This is a genomic window from Stenotrophomonas terrae (assembly GCF_001431465.1).
Taxonomy (GTDB): Bacteria; Pseudomonadota; Gammaproteobacteria; order Xanthomonadales; family Xanthomonadaceae; genus Stenotrophomonas; species Stenotrophomonas terrae.
In genome coordinates, this window is sequence record NZ_LDJJ01000014.1 from 23,021 (window position 1) to 39,774 (window position 16,754).

Annotated in this window: 8 protein-coding genes; 1 reads left to right on the forward strand and 7 read right to left on the reverse strand. The window is 61.8% G+C overall.

Going from position 1 to position 16,754, the window contains the following annotated elements; translation table 11 throughout:
* Window positions 1-148: 148 nt before the first annotated feature.
* The 7 genes from ABB27_RS05180 to ABB27_RS05205 all read right to left on the reverse strand — a co-directional run bounded on the left by ABB27_RS05180 (window position 149) and on the right by ABB27_RS05205 (window position 15,085).
* The gene (locus ABB27_RS05180) at window positions 149-2,905 is read right to left on the reverse strand and encodes a TonB-dependent receptor (protein WP_057627170.1); all 2,757 of its coding nucleotides are present in this window, start codon (window positions 2,903-2,905) and stop codon (window positions 149-151) included.
* A gap of 697 nt (window positions 2,906-3,602) precedes the next feature.
* Window positions 3,603-6,443, reverse strand: a complete 2,841-nt coding sequence (locus tag ABB27_RS05185; RefSeq protein ID WP_057627171.1) for a TonB-dependent receptor — start codon at window positions 6,441-6,443, stop codon at window positions 3,603-3,605.
* A gap of 52 nt (window positions 6,444-6,495) precedes the next feature.
* Window positions 6,496-7,584 carry a glucokinase family protein gene (locus ABB27_RS05190; protein ID WP_244479145.1) on the reverse strand — a complete coding sequence of 363 codons (1,089 nt, stop codon included), beginning with the start codon at window positions 7,582-7,584 and terminating at the stop codon, window positions 6,496-6,498.
* Window positions 7,585-8,496: 912 nt separating this feature from the next.
* Window positions 8,497-10,806 carry a beta-N-acetylhexosaminidase gene (locus ABB27_RS05195; protein ID WP_057627172.1) on the reverse strand — a complete coding sequence of 770 codons (2,310 nt, stop codon included), beginning with the start codon at window positions 10,804-10,806 and terminating at the stop codon, window positions 8,497-8,499.
* Window positions 10,807-10,887: 81 nt separating this feature from the next.
* On the reverse strand, window positions 10,888-11,121 hold the full coding sequence (locus tag ABB27_RS19620) for a hypothetical protein (RefSeq protein ID WP_152984448.1): 234 nt from the start codon (window positions 11,119-11,121) through the stop codon (window positions 10,888-10,890).
* Window positions 11,122-11,282: 161 nt separating this feature from the next.
* Window positions 11,283-13,976, reverse strand: a complete 2,694-nt coding sequence (locus tag ABB27_RS05200) for a TonB-dependent receptor (protein WP_057627173.1) — start codon at window positions 13,974-13,976, stop codon at window positions 11,283-11,285.
* Between the two features lie 89 nt (window positions 13,977-14,065).
* Entirely contained in the window at window positions 14,066-15,085 is a 1,020-nt protein-coding gene (locus tag ABB27_RS05205; RefSeq protein ID WP_057627174.1) for a glucokinase family protein, read from the reverse strand.
* Between the two features lie 368 nt (window positions 15,086-15,453).
* Between ABB27_RS05205 and ABB27_RS05210 the strand changes: the two genes are divergently transcribed.
* On the forward strand, window positions 15,454-16,743 hold the full coding sequence (locus ABB27_RS05210) for a sugar MFS transporter (protein ID WP_057627175.1): 1,290 nt from the start codon (window positions 15,454-15,456) through the stop codon (window positions 16,741-16,743).
* Window positions 16,744-16,754 lie beyond the last annotated feature (11 nt).

Sequence of the window (16,754 nt, forward strand, 5' to 3'; positions counted from 1 at the left end):
GGCAAGCCAGTACCGCCAGGAGCGGTAGGTGGCGGTGAAGGAGGTTGGCTTTCGGCTGTTCCATGCAGTGATGCCCGATGCGTGCTGGTTGGGTGGCAGGAACCTGGCGGGAGCACTGGGCTCCCGCCAGGTGATGTTGCACTACGGTTTAGAAGGCGAAGCGCAATGAAGCCATGTAACGACGGCCACTCTTGTAGGCGCCGTTGAGCAGCTTCTCGGTGCCGTAGTAGCTGTGGTACTCCTCGTCCAGCAAGTTCATGCCTTCAAGCCCGATGCTGAGGTTGTCGGTGACCTTGTAAGCCACCGACGCATCCAGCGAGCGGTATTCCATCGTCCACACATCGCGTCCGCCGCTGACGCGGGTGAAATACTTGTCGCGCCAGTTGTAGGTGATGCGGGCGTTCCACTTGTCGTTCTCGAAGAACGGGCTCAGGTTGTATTGGTTCTTCGAGTTGAAGGGCAGGGGTTTGCCATTGCTGGCCTGGCCGTCCGAATAGGTGTAGTTGGCGATGATGCCGAAACCTGCGCCGATGTTCTGCTGCCAGGCCAGCGAGTAACCCTTGACCTTGGCATCGCCGGCGTTCTGCGGGCGATCCACCAGGAACACCGCATCACGCAGCTGGTTGATGTTGTAGTGGGTTTCTTCCTGCGAGATGCGCAGCACGTAGTCGCTGACATCACGGTAGAAGATCGACGCTGCCAGGATCGCCTCCGGCGCGAAATACCATTCGCCGGAGAAATCCAGATTGGTCGAGCGGTAGGGCTTGAGGTTGGGGTTGCCACCGCCACCGGTCAGCGACTGGTCGGACAGGAACAGGTAGCTGGACACGTCCGCATAGTTGGGGCGGGCCATGGTCTTGGCGGCGGAGAAACGCAGTACCACATCGTCGGCAACGTCGTAGACCAGGTTCAGATTGGGCAGGACGTTGCTGTACTTGCTGCTGCGGGTCACGTAGTCATACGACGCTTCCACCTGTTCGGGCGTCATGCTGCTGCTGGTGCAGCCATTCAGTCCGGTGTTGCAGGCGTAGGCGCTTGAATCGAGCTTGGTGTTGACATAACGCAGGCCGATGTTGCCGCGCAGTCGCTCATAGCTGAAGTCGGCCTGCACGTAGGCGGCCTGGATGTCTTCCTCGATGGTCCAGGTGTTGCGGATGAACTCCGAGTTGCCCTTGGTGGTGGGGATCGGTGCCGTCTGGTAAGGGGCAAGCCAGGTGTTGCCACGGATGTAGTCGGCCAGCGCCCAGCCATCGATGGTGAAGCGATTGTTGAGGTCGCCATAACCACTGAAACCGCTCAGGTAGTTGTCCGGCAGGTCGCGCGGGTTGAACATGTCGGCAGTGGCGTCGCCCCAACCCTGTACCGATGGCAGGGTGACACCACGTTGAATCTGGCCGGTCTCATGGGCGCGCTGCTTGTAGCCGAAGCGCAGCAGGTAGACGGGGGAATCCAGCTTGATGCCGAAGTCCACCTGGCCATAGGTTTCCTTGTCCAGGGTGGGTTTCTCCACCAGGTTGCCGCCCCAGCCCGAGCACCAGTTGTTGGTGGTGGCGCAGTTGGTGCTCCCGTAACCGCCGTCCATGCGGAACAGCTCAGGCGTGGTGAACGGATTGGGGCCGGTGATGTTCAGCGTTGCAGGAGTGCCGGGTCCGTTCTGGATTGACCAGTCGTAGTCGGCGCTTGCCAGGAACTCACCGAACACCTGCTCCGGGCCGCCCTCGGCCTTGGTTGAGCCGATATGGGTGGAGGCAAACCAGCGCTCGTCATTCCAGTCCGCCTTGATGTCGTAGGTTTCCGACTCGATCTTGGCGCGGCGGTTCTGCATGTCGAACACCATCCGTGCGCCCTTGTGCTTGGCCGCGGTGATCAACCCGTCTTCGATGGTTATGTCGGTCAGCGAGCCAAGGCTGCCGTAGGTGTTGCCCTGCCAGGCAAACATGGCCTGGGCCATGTGGTCGAAGTTTGCATCGATCTTGATTGCGTTGAGTTCGACGTTCAATTTCTCAACCGGCTTGAACTGCAACGAGGCGGAATAGGTATTGCGCTTGCGCTCCTGTTCGAAGAAATGTGCGCTGACCGAGCTGGGGCCAACGGCGTTGGGATTGTTGCGGATCGCATCGGCGCAGGCATCGACGCAGTTGCCTGTGGCGATGGATCCGGCCGCACCATCCAGGCCATCACGGTAGTGCTTGGCCAGCACGGTGCCGAAGGATTCGATGCCATCGCGGCGGATGCTTTCGTTGGTAGATTGCGCGGACAGGATGAAGCCGAAGGTGTCATCCACATTCTTCCAGCCGAAAGCGGCCGATGCGCTGGGGTCGGTTTTTTCGACGCGATCATTGCGCGAATAGCTCACTCGCCCGGTGATGCTGATCCGCTCGGGCATGTCCAGGGGCTTGCGGGTGGAGACATTCACCGTGCCACCGATGGAGCCTTCGTCCATGCGCGCTTCCGGCGACTTGAACACTTCCACCTTGCCAACCAGTTCTGGGGCCAGCAGCGAGTAGTTGAAGGTGCGGGTCGGGAAGTCGGACATGTTCCAGTCGCCGGAGGCGATGGACTGGCCGTTGAGCAAGGTGCGGTTCAAGGCCGGATCAACACCGAGGATGCTGACGCGCTCGCCCTGGCCGTAGGCACGGTCGATGGTGACGCCGGGGATGATGGTCATCGCCTCGGCAACGTTTGTGGCCGGGAACTTGCCTACATCCTCGGCGGTGATTACGTCGACGATGCTGTCAGCATTGCGCTTGGTTTCAAGTGACTGCTGCAGGCTGGCGCGGATGCCGGTGACAACGACACGATCCAGTTCGGTTGCATCCGGTTGCGCTTCCTGTGCGCTGGCCGCAAAGCTGATCGCCAGACAGCTGACGATGGCGGCGGTTAACGGTGACTTGCGGTGTTTCAAAGGTCTCTCTCCCTTTGCTGATGGATGGCCGGCAGGTGGTGCCGTCCAGTGATTCCCGCATCCCTTCGGGTGTGCGGAGAAACATCGCGGGCGCCGTAGTGGTCGGCCGCGTCGAACGCGGTGTCAGGTCAAAACGGGCCGGTTGCAGCAAGGGCCCAGAGCGCTCCGCAAGCGGCGCGATGGGGAGTGGATCGGATGTACTGCCGGCCTTGCTTGTCCACGTCATGCCTCGATGGGTGGTTGGGGCGGGTGACTACCGTCGTTCAGCTCGGGGTGGAGTGTGCGTGTATTTGTTTTTGATTTGCAAAAATAATTTTCACGAAAAAAGGACGCTTTGAAATATTTTTTTCAAGCAATAATCCCTATTTTTAAAGGATAAAGCGCATGAAAAAGAATATCCATTCATTCCTGTTGAAACTTGTTGTTGATGATTTCCTGTTCTTTTGAAAATTATGTTTATATTCAATTCATTGGTAATCCACATTCCGCTTCGCCGTTGTCGGCGCGCATTGCGGTGCTGTTTTCTGTGTGGCTGCCGTCGGCCGCCGGTTGATTGCCGCGCTGCGCGTGTGCGCTGATCGGCGTGGCTTATGCAGTGCCTGCGTGCTGGTCAAGACGGGCAAAAAAAAGCGGGCCTGGAATACCCAAGCCCGCTGGAGAAAAAGACCGCAGAACAATTAAAGCGTTTGGCTACGCCTTAGAAGGCAAAGCGCAGCGTAGCCATGTAGCGACGGCCGGTGCGATACAGGCCACGGATGACCTTCTCGGTGTTGGCCACGCCGGGGACTTCGGCGTAGGAGCGGTACTCGCTGTCGAGCAGGTTCATGCCGTCCAGGCCCAGGGTCAGGTTGTCGGTCAGCTTGAGGTTGATGTTGGCATCCAGCGAGTCGTAGTCATCGGTGACCAGGAAGTTGCCGCGGTCAGCCTGCGTGTAGTACTTCGAACGCCACGAGTAGGTGACACGTGCGCTCCAGCGCTCGCTCTCGTAGAACGGGCTGAAGTTGACCTGGTTCTTGGAGTTGAACGGCAGGCGGTTGCCGGCGTCAGCCTTGGCATCGGCGTAGGTGTAGTTAGCAAGCAGGCCAAGGCCGTTGTCCAGGCTGGTCTGGAACGCAGCCGAGAAGCCCTGGATCTTCGCGCCACCGGCGTTGTTCGGACGCGAGATGTCGTACACCGTGTCAGTCTGCTGCGACTGGTTGTAGTGGGTTTCCTTCTGGGTGGTGACCAGCACGTAGTTGTCGACCTTCTTGTAGAAGGCGGTACCGGCCAGGATGGCGTTCTCGGCGAAGTACCACTCAGCCGAGAAGTCCAGGTTGGTGGATTCGTACGGGTCCAGGTTCGGGTTGCCGCCGCCGCCGGTCAGGGTCTGGTCGCCGATCCACAGGTAGCTGGACATGTCGCCGTAGTTCGGGCGCGAGATCACCTTCGCTGCCGAGCCACGCAGCACCACGCTGTCGTTGAGGTCGTAGGCAACGTTGATGTTGGGCAGGACGTTGTTGTACTTCTTCTTGATGGTGTTGAGCACGTAGCCGTCAGCCGGGCACGGGCTCTGCAGCGAGGAGCAGGCATAGCCGGTGCTTTCCGACTCGGTCTGCACCAGGCGCACGCCGAAGTTGCCGCGCAGGCGGTCATAGCTGAAATCAGCCTGCACGTAGGCAGCGTTGATGTTTTCCTTCACCGTCCAGGTGTTGGCGGCATAAGACGGATCGCTGAAGGTGCTCGGCGTCGGCATGGTCTGCCACGGTGCCAGCCACTTGCCGCTGTTGATGTAGTCGGCCAGTGCCCAGCCGTCGATCATGAAGCGGTTGCTTAGGTCGCCGACGTTGCCGAAACCGCTGAGGTAGCTGTCCGGCACTTCCTTCGGGTTGAACTGATCGGCGGTCAGGTCGCCATAGCCCTTGATCGAGGCCAGCGAAACACCGGCCATCGACTGCGAGGTTTCATGCTCGCGACGCTTCACGCCAAAGCGGAGTTGGTAGATCGGCGAATCCAGGGTGATGCCGAAGTCGGCCTGGATGTACTTTTCCTTGTCCTCGGTCGGCTTGGTGACAATGTTGCCGCCCCAGCCTGCGCCCCAGTTGGTGGCATTGGGCGGATTGGTGTGCCAGCCGCCGGCCGGGCCGCCGCCGTCAAAGCGATAGGCGGACGGATCGGTGAACGGGCTGCCGGCATGGCCCGGCTTCATGTGGTTGGCGACGTCGGTGATCGGATCGGTCTGGTACCCGTGGAAGTTCAGGGTCGGGGTCTTGCCGCTCAGGTCATAGCTGTAGTCGGCCTTGTTGAGGAACTCGCCGAATACCTGCTTGCCGGTGCCGCCGCTGGCCTTGGAGGTGCCGGCGTGGGCCGAGGCGAACCAGCGCTCGTCCTTCCAGGTCATCTTAAGATCGTAGGAATCGGTGTCCACCGTGGCCTGGCGGTTGAGCAGGTCATACACGGTCAGTGCGTTGCGGAACGATGCCTTGGTCATCACGCCGCCATCGACGGTGACGTCGGTCATGCTGGCCAGCGAGTTCCATGGATTGCCGTTGAAGGCAAACATGGAGTGGGTCATGTTGTCGTACTTGGCCTTCACATTGAGCGCGTTGAACTCGATGTCCAGCTCGTCGGTGGGCTTGAACTGCAGGGCCACGGACAGGGTGTCGCGCTTGCGCTCCTGTTCGAAGTAGTGCGCGCTGATCGCGTTCGGTGCCACTGCGTTCGGGTTCGCCAGCAGGGTTTCGGCGCAGCTGCCCACGCAGCTCGGCGGCATGGTGGTAGCCGGGTCGGTCGACCAGTCGGTGGTGGTGGTGGTGATCGAGTTCGGCGAGCCGCCCTTGCCGTTGATGTAGTCCTTGCCGCTGACCGTGCCGTAGGACTCGATGCCGTCGCGACGGATGTTCTCGATCGAACGCTGCGCCGAGACGATCACGCCGAAGTTGTCGGCCTGGTTCTTCCAGCCGAACATGGCCGATACCGACGGATCGCCGGCTTCGACGCGGTCGTTGTACAGGTAGCCAACCGCACCGGAAATGGTGGTGCCGCTCAGGTCCAGCGGCTTGCGCGTGGAGACGTTGACGGTACCGCCGATGGAGCCTTCCTCAAGCCACGCTTCCGGCGACTTGTAGACTTCGACCTTGCTCACCAGCTGCGGTGCCAGCAGCGAGTAGTTGAAGGTACGGCCCGGCTGGTCCGAGATGAACCAGTCGGCCGAGGCAATGGTCTGGCCATTGAGCAGGGTGCGGTTCAAAGCGGGGTCGGTGCCCAGGATCGAGACCTTTTCGCCCTGGCCGAAGGCCTTGTCGATGGTCACGCCGGGGATGATGGTGATGGCTTCGGCAACGTTGGTGGCCGGGAACTTGCCCACGTCCTCGGCGGTGACCACGTCGACGATGGCGTCCGAATCACGCTTGGAATCCAGTGCCTGCTTCAAGCTGGCGCGGATGCCGGTGACAACCACGGTGTCCAGTTCGGTGGCCTGCGTGCCAGCATCCTGTGCGTGCGCCGAGAAGCTCAGGCAGGTGACGATGGCGGCGGATAGTACGGACTTGCGATACCTCATGATGTCTCTCCTCATCATTGTTGGATGCCGGCGGACTTGGCCGGTTTTTTCTTCAGTGGGAACCCGTGCACGAGCAGACATCCCCATGCACCTGCGGTACTGCCGAATTCGACGCGACGGGTTCAATTTCCCTGCGTCCCAGATACCAACTGGCGGCGCCGATGACGCCCAGTTGCCCGTGCTCTACCAGCTTCACGGGAATGCGCTGCAGCGCCTCGCGCATCGGCCCCTTGTTGAGGAAGCGCTCGGCGAAGTTGCTGTTCAAAACGAATTGGCTGATTTTCGGCAGGATGCCGCCAGCCAGGTAGATGCCACCCTGCGCGCCGTACAGCAGTGCCATGTCGCCGATGGTGGAGCCGAGGATCGCGCAGAACAGCTGCAGCGTTTCCACCGCCAGCGGGTCGCTGCCATCGCAGGCGGCGGCACTGATCGCATCGGGTGAGCGGTGTACTGCGGCGCGATCGCGGACCACGCACAGGGCATTGTAAAGATTGAGCAGGCCGGGGCCTGACAGTGCATGTTCAATGGCGACATGGCTGCGGCCTTGCAGCATCTGCTGCAGCACGGCCATTTCCAGTGCGGTGCTGGCGCTGAGCGAAGCCTGTCCGGCCTCGGTAGCCAGCACCATCGAGCGCGAGCCGTTGGGGATCCACAGTGCAGCGCCCAGGCCGGTGCCGGGGCCGACGATCAGCACCGGGCCTTCCGCGGCATCGGCAGGGCCGCTCAGCAGCAGCGACTGGCCGGCATCGATGTGTGCGGCGGCATGTGCCACGGCCTCGAAATCATTGACCAGATGCACGGCCTCAAAGCCGAGGTCATCGCGGATGCGGTTGCAGGACAGGGGCCATGGCAGGTTGGCGGAAATAACGGTGCCGTCGGGCAGCGCGTAGCCGGCACTGGCAATGGCGCATTCGCGCACTTCACTGCGGTCGATCGGGAACTGGGCAAGGATGGTGCTCAGGTCCGGGTAGTCGGCGCAGCGGTACTGGCGATAGGCCAGCAACTGCAGCGGTGCGGCAGGGTGGGCGCCGGGCTGCACCAGGCCAATGCGGACATGGGTGCCGCCCACATCGGCGGCCAGCAGCGGCGCCGCCGATGCGGAGGTGGCCAGCTTGGATTTTGGATACAGGCTGGCAACCACGTACGTCCCCTGGGTATGGCGCGACACCTGTATGGCGTTGCGGCATGCGGAGTGTCGTGGCTTCGTGACAACGATGTCAAGACGCATTGCAAAAAATTTTCACGCAATGTCGAAGCCTGGATAAGTCGATATGCCGATGATTTGGCGGGTTATTTTGGTTTCGTATGAAATTCAACGGGGGAATTTGCTGGTATCCGAGCCGTTGAGATCTGTCCTGTGAAATTTTTTGGCATGCCCTGGCCCAGCCACAGCAGGCCGCCTCGCGGCGGTGGCCTGTAGGAGCGGCGTAAGCCGCGAAGCCAACAGCAATGACGCTTCAGGGCTCTCAAGCCGTACCCAACAGCCAAGGCCGGCATTCGGACCAGATCCGGAGCCGGTCAGGGCGCGGCGCAAGCAAACCAGCGTTTGTGGGAGCGGCGTAAGCCGCGAAGCTGATAGCAATGAAGCTGCGCGGCTCGCTATCCATGCCAACAGCCAAGGCCGACATTCGGATCAGATCGCGGGCCGAACATCGCGTCAGCTGCTGCATCCCTGGCTTCGCGGCTCACGCCGCTCCTACAGATCTCAAAGCCACCGCGCCGGCGCAAGCAAGCCAGCCTTGTAGGAGCGGCGCGAGCCGCGAAGCTGATAGCAATGACGCTGTGCGGCGCTCCTTTCGTGCTAGCAGCCAAGGCTGATATTCGGACCCGATTTCGAGCTGGGAATCTTGTCGGCTGTTGCATCCCTGGCTTCGCGGTTTACACCGCTCCCACAAATCCACAGCCCCACAACCCCACAACCTCACAGCCTCACAGCGCCACCACTCCACAGCCCCAACGAGCCCCAAAGCCCACACAGCGGCCACAAACACCAAATAGCAGAAGGCCACCGCATGCGGTGGCCTTCCGGGTACATCAACTGCAGCCGTGTGGATTACTTGGCCGGCTCGAGCTTGATCCAGTCCAGCGTCCACATGGTGGGGCGGGTGTCGCCGGTGAAGCGCACGCACAGGTCGCCGCGTTTCGCCGGGGCGGTGATGGCGGCATCCAGCTCCAGGAAGCCATCGGCACCCGGTTCGGCTGGCAGCGGCACCGAGGCCAGCGGCTTGCCTTCGCAGTTGGCGAGGATTTCCATTTCACCGTGGGCGGTACGCGCCGGGGCGAACTTGCGCGAGGGCTCGTCGTGCGCCAGCTGGAAGTTGTAGGGAATGCGCCCTGCGCGCACCTTGATGCGGGCGATATCCGACAGATCAACATCACTCCACAACCAGCACGGGTTGAAGATGTTGACGTTGAATACTTCGCGCTCGCCTTCGGCCGGGCCGTCATCTTCCAGGCGCAGCAGCAGCTTGCCGCCGTTCGGGCACAGGCCGAGCTGGGTATCCTCGCGGACCAGCAGCGAGGCGGCGTCCAGCTTGAAGGTCTTGGCTGCGTCCAACGGCTTGCCGTCGAAGAACGCAGCGGTCTGTACCTGCACCGGCACTTTCAGCTGCAGCGGCTGCGCGTACAGCGGCGAGCTGGCGGTAACGGCGCTGCCGTCCACGGTGTAATGCACAGGGTAGCCCAGCGGATTGTTCAGGCTCACCTGCACTGCACCAGTGCGGTGCTCGCCTTTGTCCTGCATGTCCACCTGGAACGGCGTCTTTGCATAGGCAATGTTCATCGCCTGGTAGCGCTGCAACTGGCGCGGCAGACGCTGCAGGAAGTTGCTGAAGTCGCGCTTGTCCTGCGGGCTCCAGCCGGTTTCGGCCACTGCGGCCAGGCGCGGGAACAGGTTGTGCTCCAGGTTCTGGTCGTTGCGGGTGTGCTCGTTGAACATATTGGCCTGCAGGCCAAGGATGTGCGCGCGCTTGTCCGCGGCCAGTTCGGCCGGCACCGGCTCGAATTCGTAGGCCTTCTGCAGGGTAATGGTAGTCGGGCGGCCCGGCGGCTCGTTCGGCGACTCGGTCTGCAGGTAGTCCATATACATGTGGGTGACCGGCGACATCACCACGTCGTGGCCTTCGCTGGCGGCCTTGAGCCCGCCTTCGGTGCCGCGCCAGGACATCACCGTCGCTTCCGGCGGCAGGCCGCCTTCGAGGATTTCATCCCAGCCGATCAGGCGACGATCATGCTGCTCCAGGAATTTCTCCAGGCGCTTGATGATATGGCTCTGCATTTCCATCTCGTCCTTGGCGCCCAGCTCGCGCATGCGCTCCTGCACGCGCTTGGAGGCGATCCACTGGTCCTTGACCGCTTCATCGCCGCCAACATGCACGTACTTGGACGGGAACATTTCAATCACTTCTTCCAGCACGTTTTCCAGGAACTGGAAGGTGCTTTCCTCGGTGTTGAACAGGTTCGGGAATACGCCCCACTGGTTGTCGATGACCAGCTTCTGGTCAGTGGTGCCCAGTTCCGGATAGGCGACGATGGCGGCGGTGGCATGGCCGGGCACGTCGATTTCCGGGATCACCTGGATATGGCGCTCGGCAGCGTAGGCGATGATTTCGCGGATCTGCTCCTGCGTGTAGTAGCCGCAGTACTGGCGCGCTTCGCCGGTAGCGGCGTTGCGGCCGGCATCACCCAGCGGCACGCGGCAGCTGCCCGCTTCGGTAAGCTTCGGGTAGCGCTTGATCTCCATGCGCCAACCCTGGTCATCGGTGAGATGCCAGTGGAAGGTATTGAGCTTGTGCTGCGCCATCGCATCAAGCAGCTTCTTGATCTCGTCCATGCTCTGGAAGTGGCGCGCCGAGTCCAGCATGAAGCCACGCCACGGGAAGCGCGGGGTATCGGCGATGGTGGCAGCGGCAACATGGCCGGGCGTATTGCCGGTCAGCAGCTGCGCGGCGGTGACCGCACCATAGAACAGGCCGACGTCATCACCGGCGCTGATATCGATGCCGGTGTTGGACACCTTGAGTGCATAGCCTTCGGCGGTGTTGGTCGCGGAAGGATCAAGGCGGAAGCGGATCTGTGCCTTGCCTGCATTGTCGGCAACGGCCAGGGTCGGGCCGCCATTCTGCTTGAGCAGGGTCACGAACTGCGCGGCGGCGCGGCGCGCGGCCTCGTCGTTGCCGCCGACGCGGGCGGAGCTGCTCAACACGAAGTCCTTGCCGCCGTCAGCCTGGTAGCTGGCGGGCAGGGGGACAAGCGAAGGGGCGGAGGTGGTGTCGGCGGCCTGTACCTGCAGGGCGGACATGCCCAGCAATACGCAACTGCTGAGCCACGGCGCGCGGCTGCGCTTGTGGAAGGACTTCGTCATGGGCGGAGCTCCTGTTTGTGCTTGGGCGGCAGTGTGTAGTGCCGCATCGATCTTGTGTAGTGCCGAGCCAAGCCCGGCAAGCTATTGCTGCTGTAGTGCCGAGCCATGCTCGGCAATGTCTTGCTTTTGTAGTGCCGAGCCATGCTCGGCAATGTCTTGCTTTTGTAGTGCCGAGCCATGCTCGGCAATGTCTTGCTTTTGTAGTGCCGAGCCATGCTCGGCAATGCTCTGCCTTTGTAGTGCCGAGCCATGCTCGGCAATCACGCAATGCCGAAAGAAACCCTGCCGAGCATGGCTCGGCACTACAGGAAGCATGGAGCGAATCAAATGCCGAGCATGGCTCGGCACTACAGGAAGCGTGGAGCAAAACCCATGCCGAGCATGGTTCGCCACCACGTGTCGCAAAAAAAGCCGGGCCCGGAATGATCCAGGCCCGGCGGGTCACGCTATCCGGCGATGTTGCTTGCCGGGATGGATCAGTACTTGAAACGGAAGTTCAGGTAGTACTGGCGACCGTTCTCGTAGAACGCACTCGGAATCACCGAGCTCTGGTAGTACTTCAGGGTCGGGTTGTTGAGGTTCAGCGCATCGAAGCTGACGCTCAGCCAATCCGTTGCCTTGTAGCTGAGCGACAGTGACAAGGTACCGAAGTCATCCTGGTAGTACGGGCTGGCGCCCTTCAGGCCGATCAGGAACGACGAACGGTAGGTGTAGCTGACGCGTGCACCGAAGGTGTCGTTCTCGAAGTAGCCACCCACGTTGTAGGTGTTCTTCGAGGTGCCCAACAGGTTGTTGGTGCCGTCCGCCCAGGTGTGCGAGGTGCTGCCATCGGCATAAGTGTAGTTGGCATTGATACCGAAGTTGTCGCCGATCGGCTGCTCATACGCCACTTCCGCGCCGGTGACCTTGCCGTTGGAGTTGACCGGCACGGCGACCTGATAGGCCTCGAGCTGGTTGGTCAGTTCACTGAACAGCATCTGCGTTTCGGTGCCGAAGGCAACATAGTCCTTCAGGTTCATCGAGTAAGCGCCCACCGACAACAGGCCGCGCGGCATGAAGTACCACTCGAGGTTGGCGTCGAAGTTGGTCGACAACACCGGGTTCAACTTCGGATTGCCACCGCCACCGGTGCGGCTCAGGTCAGAGCCCCACGAGGAAGCACCCAATGCCGAGAAGTCGGGCAGGGTCTGGGTCTGCGACGCGGCGAAGCGGAACACGAGGTCATCGCTCATGTCGAACTTCAGGTTGGCGCTCGGCAGGATGCGGTCGTGCTTGTTGTTGTAGGCCAGGGCCTTCCACTTGCCGAACAGGCTGCTGACGTCGGCATTGGCGATGTCATCGACGGCCTGGTAGGTGTTGATGTCCTGGTCGATGTTGACGTAACGCAGGCCGACGTTGCCGCTCCAGCGATCACCCGTGAAGTTGGCCTGGATATAGCCGGCAAAATTCTTCTCGGCAACCTTCCACTCGCCACCGTAGTTGTGGCGGCCGGTCGGGCCATCGTTGTTGGACAGCCAGTCGGAGTTGCTGAGGATGGCGTCCTTCAGTGCACCCGGGGTGAAGTACCACAGGTTGCGCGGGAAGCTGCCGCCCACGCCGCTGGCGAAGCCACTCGGGAAGTTGGCGGTGGCGCCGTTCTTCAGGGTCGACCAGATGTCACCCGGGCTGGCGCCTTCCGGCGACTGTGCTTCGCGCTTGTGGTCGGCGTAACGGACGCCGAAGTCGATCGAGTTCAGGGTGCCGGTATCGAAGTACTGGCTGAAGTCGGCGGTGAACCACTTCTCCTTGTCTTCGGCGGTCACTTCCTGGTTGCCCCAGGTGCCGAAGCTGGTGACGCCGGCGGGGCTGATGTCGCCGCCGACATTCCAGTCGATCGGCTTGCCCGCGCCGTGCGTGGTCCAGTTCGCGCCGCCGCCATTGGCCGCGGTTACTTCGGCAATGAACTGGCGCGGGGTCGAGCCGGTGCCCTTGGTGCTGCCGGCCTGGAACTTGGCATTGAGCTTGTCATTGATCTGCCAATCGGCATCGGCAGTGATGTAGCTGCTCTTGGCGGTGGCTTCGCGGTAGATCATGTCGTACACCGCGTAATCACGACCAGGCTGACCGGTGAAGTTGACGTTGGTCAGCACGCCATCCTTGACTACGTAACCGGCATCGGGCGCCTGGCCGGGACGGGTGACGTTGCCATCATCGTCCTTGACGTCGCTGAGGATCGAGGAACCCCACAACATGAAGTTGCGGTTGTAGTTGTTGGCATCCATCTTCGAGCTGAAGCCTTCCAGGCCCAGCGTCAGGTTATCCATCGGCTTGAACTGCAGGCCGATCAGGCCGCCCTTGCGCTCGCGGGTCTGTTCGAACAGGGTCGAACCCAGCAGGCTGGGGGCATAGACGCCGGCCAGATCCGGGTTGCTCTGGGCAACCGTGCCCTTCGGGTCGATCTGGAAGAAGCCGGACGGAATTTCCTGGGCTTCACGACGCAGCTCGCGCTTCTGGCTGAACGCCTGCACCATCACTGCAAAGGTGTTGTCGTCGTTCTTGTAGTTGAACAGGCCCGACAGTTGCGGGTCGTTGGATTTGGCCGAATCAGAGCGCACTGCACCGATCGAGGCTTCAGCGGTGATCTGGTTCGCGAATTCCAGCGGCTTGCGGGTGATGATGTTGACGGTACCGGTGGTGCCGCCATCCTGCAGTTTAGCCTGCGAGGACTTGTTTACTTCCACCGAGCTGACCAGCTCGGACGGCAGCAGGGTGTAGCTGACGCTGCGGCCGACGTTGCTGCCCTGGCTGAGCACGAACCAGTCGGCCGAACCGACGCTGTGGCCGTTGATCAGGGTCTGGGTCAGGCTCGGGCTGGTGCCGCGCATGCTGACGCGGTCGGCTTCGTCGAAGCCGCCTTCATCGGCCGAGGACGAGCTGATGTTGACGCCCGGCAGGCGCTGCAGGGTGTCGGCAACGTTGTGCGCCGGCAGCTTGCCGACGTCTTCAGCGGTGACCACTTCAACGCGGGCATTGGCTTCGCGCTTGGTGTCCAGCGATTTTTCCATCGAGCCACGGATGCCGGTAACGGTCACGGTGTCCAGGTCGGTGGCGGTTTTTGCGGCTTCCTGCGCGTGTGCGCTGAAGGCGAGGCAGCTGACGATGGCTGCCGAAAGCATTGTCTTGCGATGCATGTTGTCTCTCCTCAACATCTGATGGTTTGGCACAAAGTGCCGCTTGACTACGGTCCTGCTGGTGGATCTGTTGCTTATGCTGCTGACGGCTACGTGGCCGACTTTTCCAGATACCAACTGGCGGCGCCGATGACGCCCAGTTGCCCGTGCTCTACCAGCTTCACGGGAATGCTTTGCAACGCCTTGCGCATCGGCCCCTTGTTGAGGAAGCGTTCGACGAAGGTGCTGTTCAAAAGAAATTGGCTGATCTTCGGCAGGATGCCGCCAGCCAGATAGATGCCGCCCTGCACGCCGTAGAGCAGGGCCATGTCACCGATGGTCGAGCCGAGGATTCCGCAGAACAGCTGCAGGGTTTCCACGGCCAGCGGGTCGCTGCCATCGCAGGCCGCCGCGCTCACCGCATCGGGCGTGGTGTGCACCGGCGCGACGCCGCGCACCGCACACAATGCGTTGTACAGATTGAGCAGGCCGGGGCCGGACAGGGCCTGTTCGATGGAAACATGCGGGCGCTCGTGCAGCATCTGCTGCAGTACGGCCATTTCCAGTTCGGTGGTGGCGGCCAGCGAGGCCTGGCCGGCTTCGGTGGCCAATACCACCGAACGGTTGCCGACCGGGATCCATACCGCCGCGCCCAGGCCGGTGCCAGGGCCGATCACCAGGGTCGGCCCACGTTCGGCTTCGGCCGGGCCGGTCAGCTGCAATACCTGGCTGGCGTTGATGTGGCCGGCGGCATGCGCCACGGCCTCGAAATCATTGACCAGGTGCACGCCGGCGAAACCGAGTTCCTCGCGGATGTGGCTGGACGACAGCGGCCACGGCAGGTTGGCCGAGATCACCGTGCCGTCGGCCAACGCATAGCCGGCGGTGGCGATGACGCAATGCTCCACCGGCGGGTTGTGGCTGGCGAAGTCGGACAGGATCGCGCTGAGGCTGGGGTAGTCCGCACACCGGTACTTGCGATAGGACAGTACGTCGATGGCCGGATCGTTTGCTGCTGCCGCCTGGATCAGACCGACGCGGACATGGGTGCCGCCCACGTCAGCAGCAAAAAACGGCCGACTGGCGGGGTCAAGGCGGGTGGTCTGTAGTGGGGGGACGACAGCAGTCACTCGGGTTCCCTATGGCGAGGCGGAGCGCCCGGAGGGGCACCATTCGGGGGCGAGTCTGTAATCGTTCTGACAACGATGTCAATGAATAATTGAAACTTTCGATGTTGCATTGCAGCGCGTCTGCGCAAACCCTACGGCGCTTTCATTTGTTGCATCCGATAGCGTGTAGTGGCTTAACTTATGGGGTTTTTCGCAGAAAGCCTGATTCTTCCGGGCTTGTAGGGCATTCCTGATGTTCCAACGGAATAGCTCGCTGAGCTTGCGTTGTTGACAAACCTGTCCACCGCAAACAATAAATGTGACAACGTTGTTCCCACGTAATCGCCGGACGGCTCGATCCGTCTCCCGCATCCGCAGGAGCTTTGCCCATGTCTGCTGTTCCCGACTCGACGCCGCGTACCAGCATGGCGTCGTCCATCGCCATCGTCGGCGTACTCTTCTTCATCATCGGTTTCTGTACCTGGATCAACGGCCCGTTGATCACCTTCGTCAAGCTGGCCTTCGACGTAAACGAGGTGTCGGCGTTCCTGGTGCTGATGGTGTTCTACCTGTCCTACTTCTTCCTGGCCTTGCCGGCCTCGTGGATCCTCGGCCGCACCGGCATGAAGAAGGGCCTGGCGCTGAGCCTGGCAGTGATGGCGGTCGGCGCGATGGCGTTCGGCGAGTTCGCCACCCAGCGCTGGTTTGGCGGCGCGCTTGCCGGCCTGTTCGTCATCGGCGGCGGCATGGCCCTGCTGCAGACTGCGGTAAATCCCTATATCAGCATCCTCGGCCCGATCGAAGGTGCCGCCCAGCGCATCGCGCTGATGGGCATCTGCAACAAGATTGCCGGCATTCTCGCACCGGTGATCATCGGTACCTTCGTGCTGCACGGCATTGGTGACCTGGAAGCCCAGGTTCAGGCCGCGGACGCCGCCACCAAGGCCGACCTGCTCAATACCTTTGCCGCCAAGATCCACACCCCTTACATGGTGATTGCCGGTGTGCTGCTGCTGGTTGCAGTCGGCGTGCTGTTCTCACCGTTGCCGGAAGTGCAGCCTGACCAGGCCAATGCTGTGGCCAATGACGGCAAGGCCGCCAAGCGCAGCATCTTCCAGTTCCCGCACCTGTGGCTGGGCGTGATGTGTCTGTTCGTCTACGTCGGCGTGGAAGTGATGGCCGGCGACGCCATCGGCACCTACGGCAATGCCTTCGGCCTGCCGCTGGACCAGACCAAGCTGTTCACCTCTTACACCCTGTTCGCGATGCTGGTGGGTTACGTGATCGGCCTGCTGGTGATCCCGCGCTTCATCTCGCAGGAAAAGTACCTGGCGGTGTCGGCGGTGCTGGGCGTGGTGTTCACCCTGGGCGCCTATTTCACCCACGGCTATGTGTCGGTGGGCTTCGTCGCCGCCCTGGGCTTTGCCAACGCCATGATGTGGCCGGCGATCTTCCCGCTGGCGATCCGTGGCCTGGGCCGCTTCACCCAGATCGGTTCGGCCCTGCTGGTGATGGGTATTGCCGGTGGCGCGATCATCCCGCAGGCCTTCGCCCTGCTCAAGCATGCCTACCCGGAGCACTTCCAGCTGGTGTTCGCCGCGCTGATGATCCCCTGCTACCTGTACATCCTGTACTTCGGCACCGTAGGTCATAACGCGGGCAAGGCACGTGGCGCCTGAATCAAGCATCA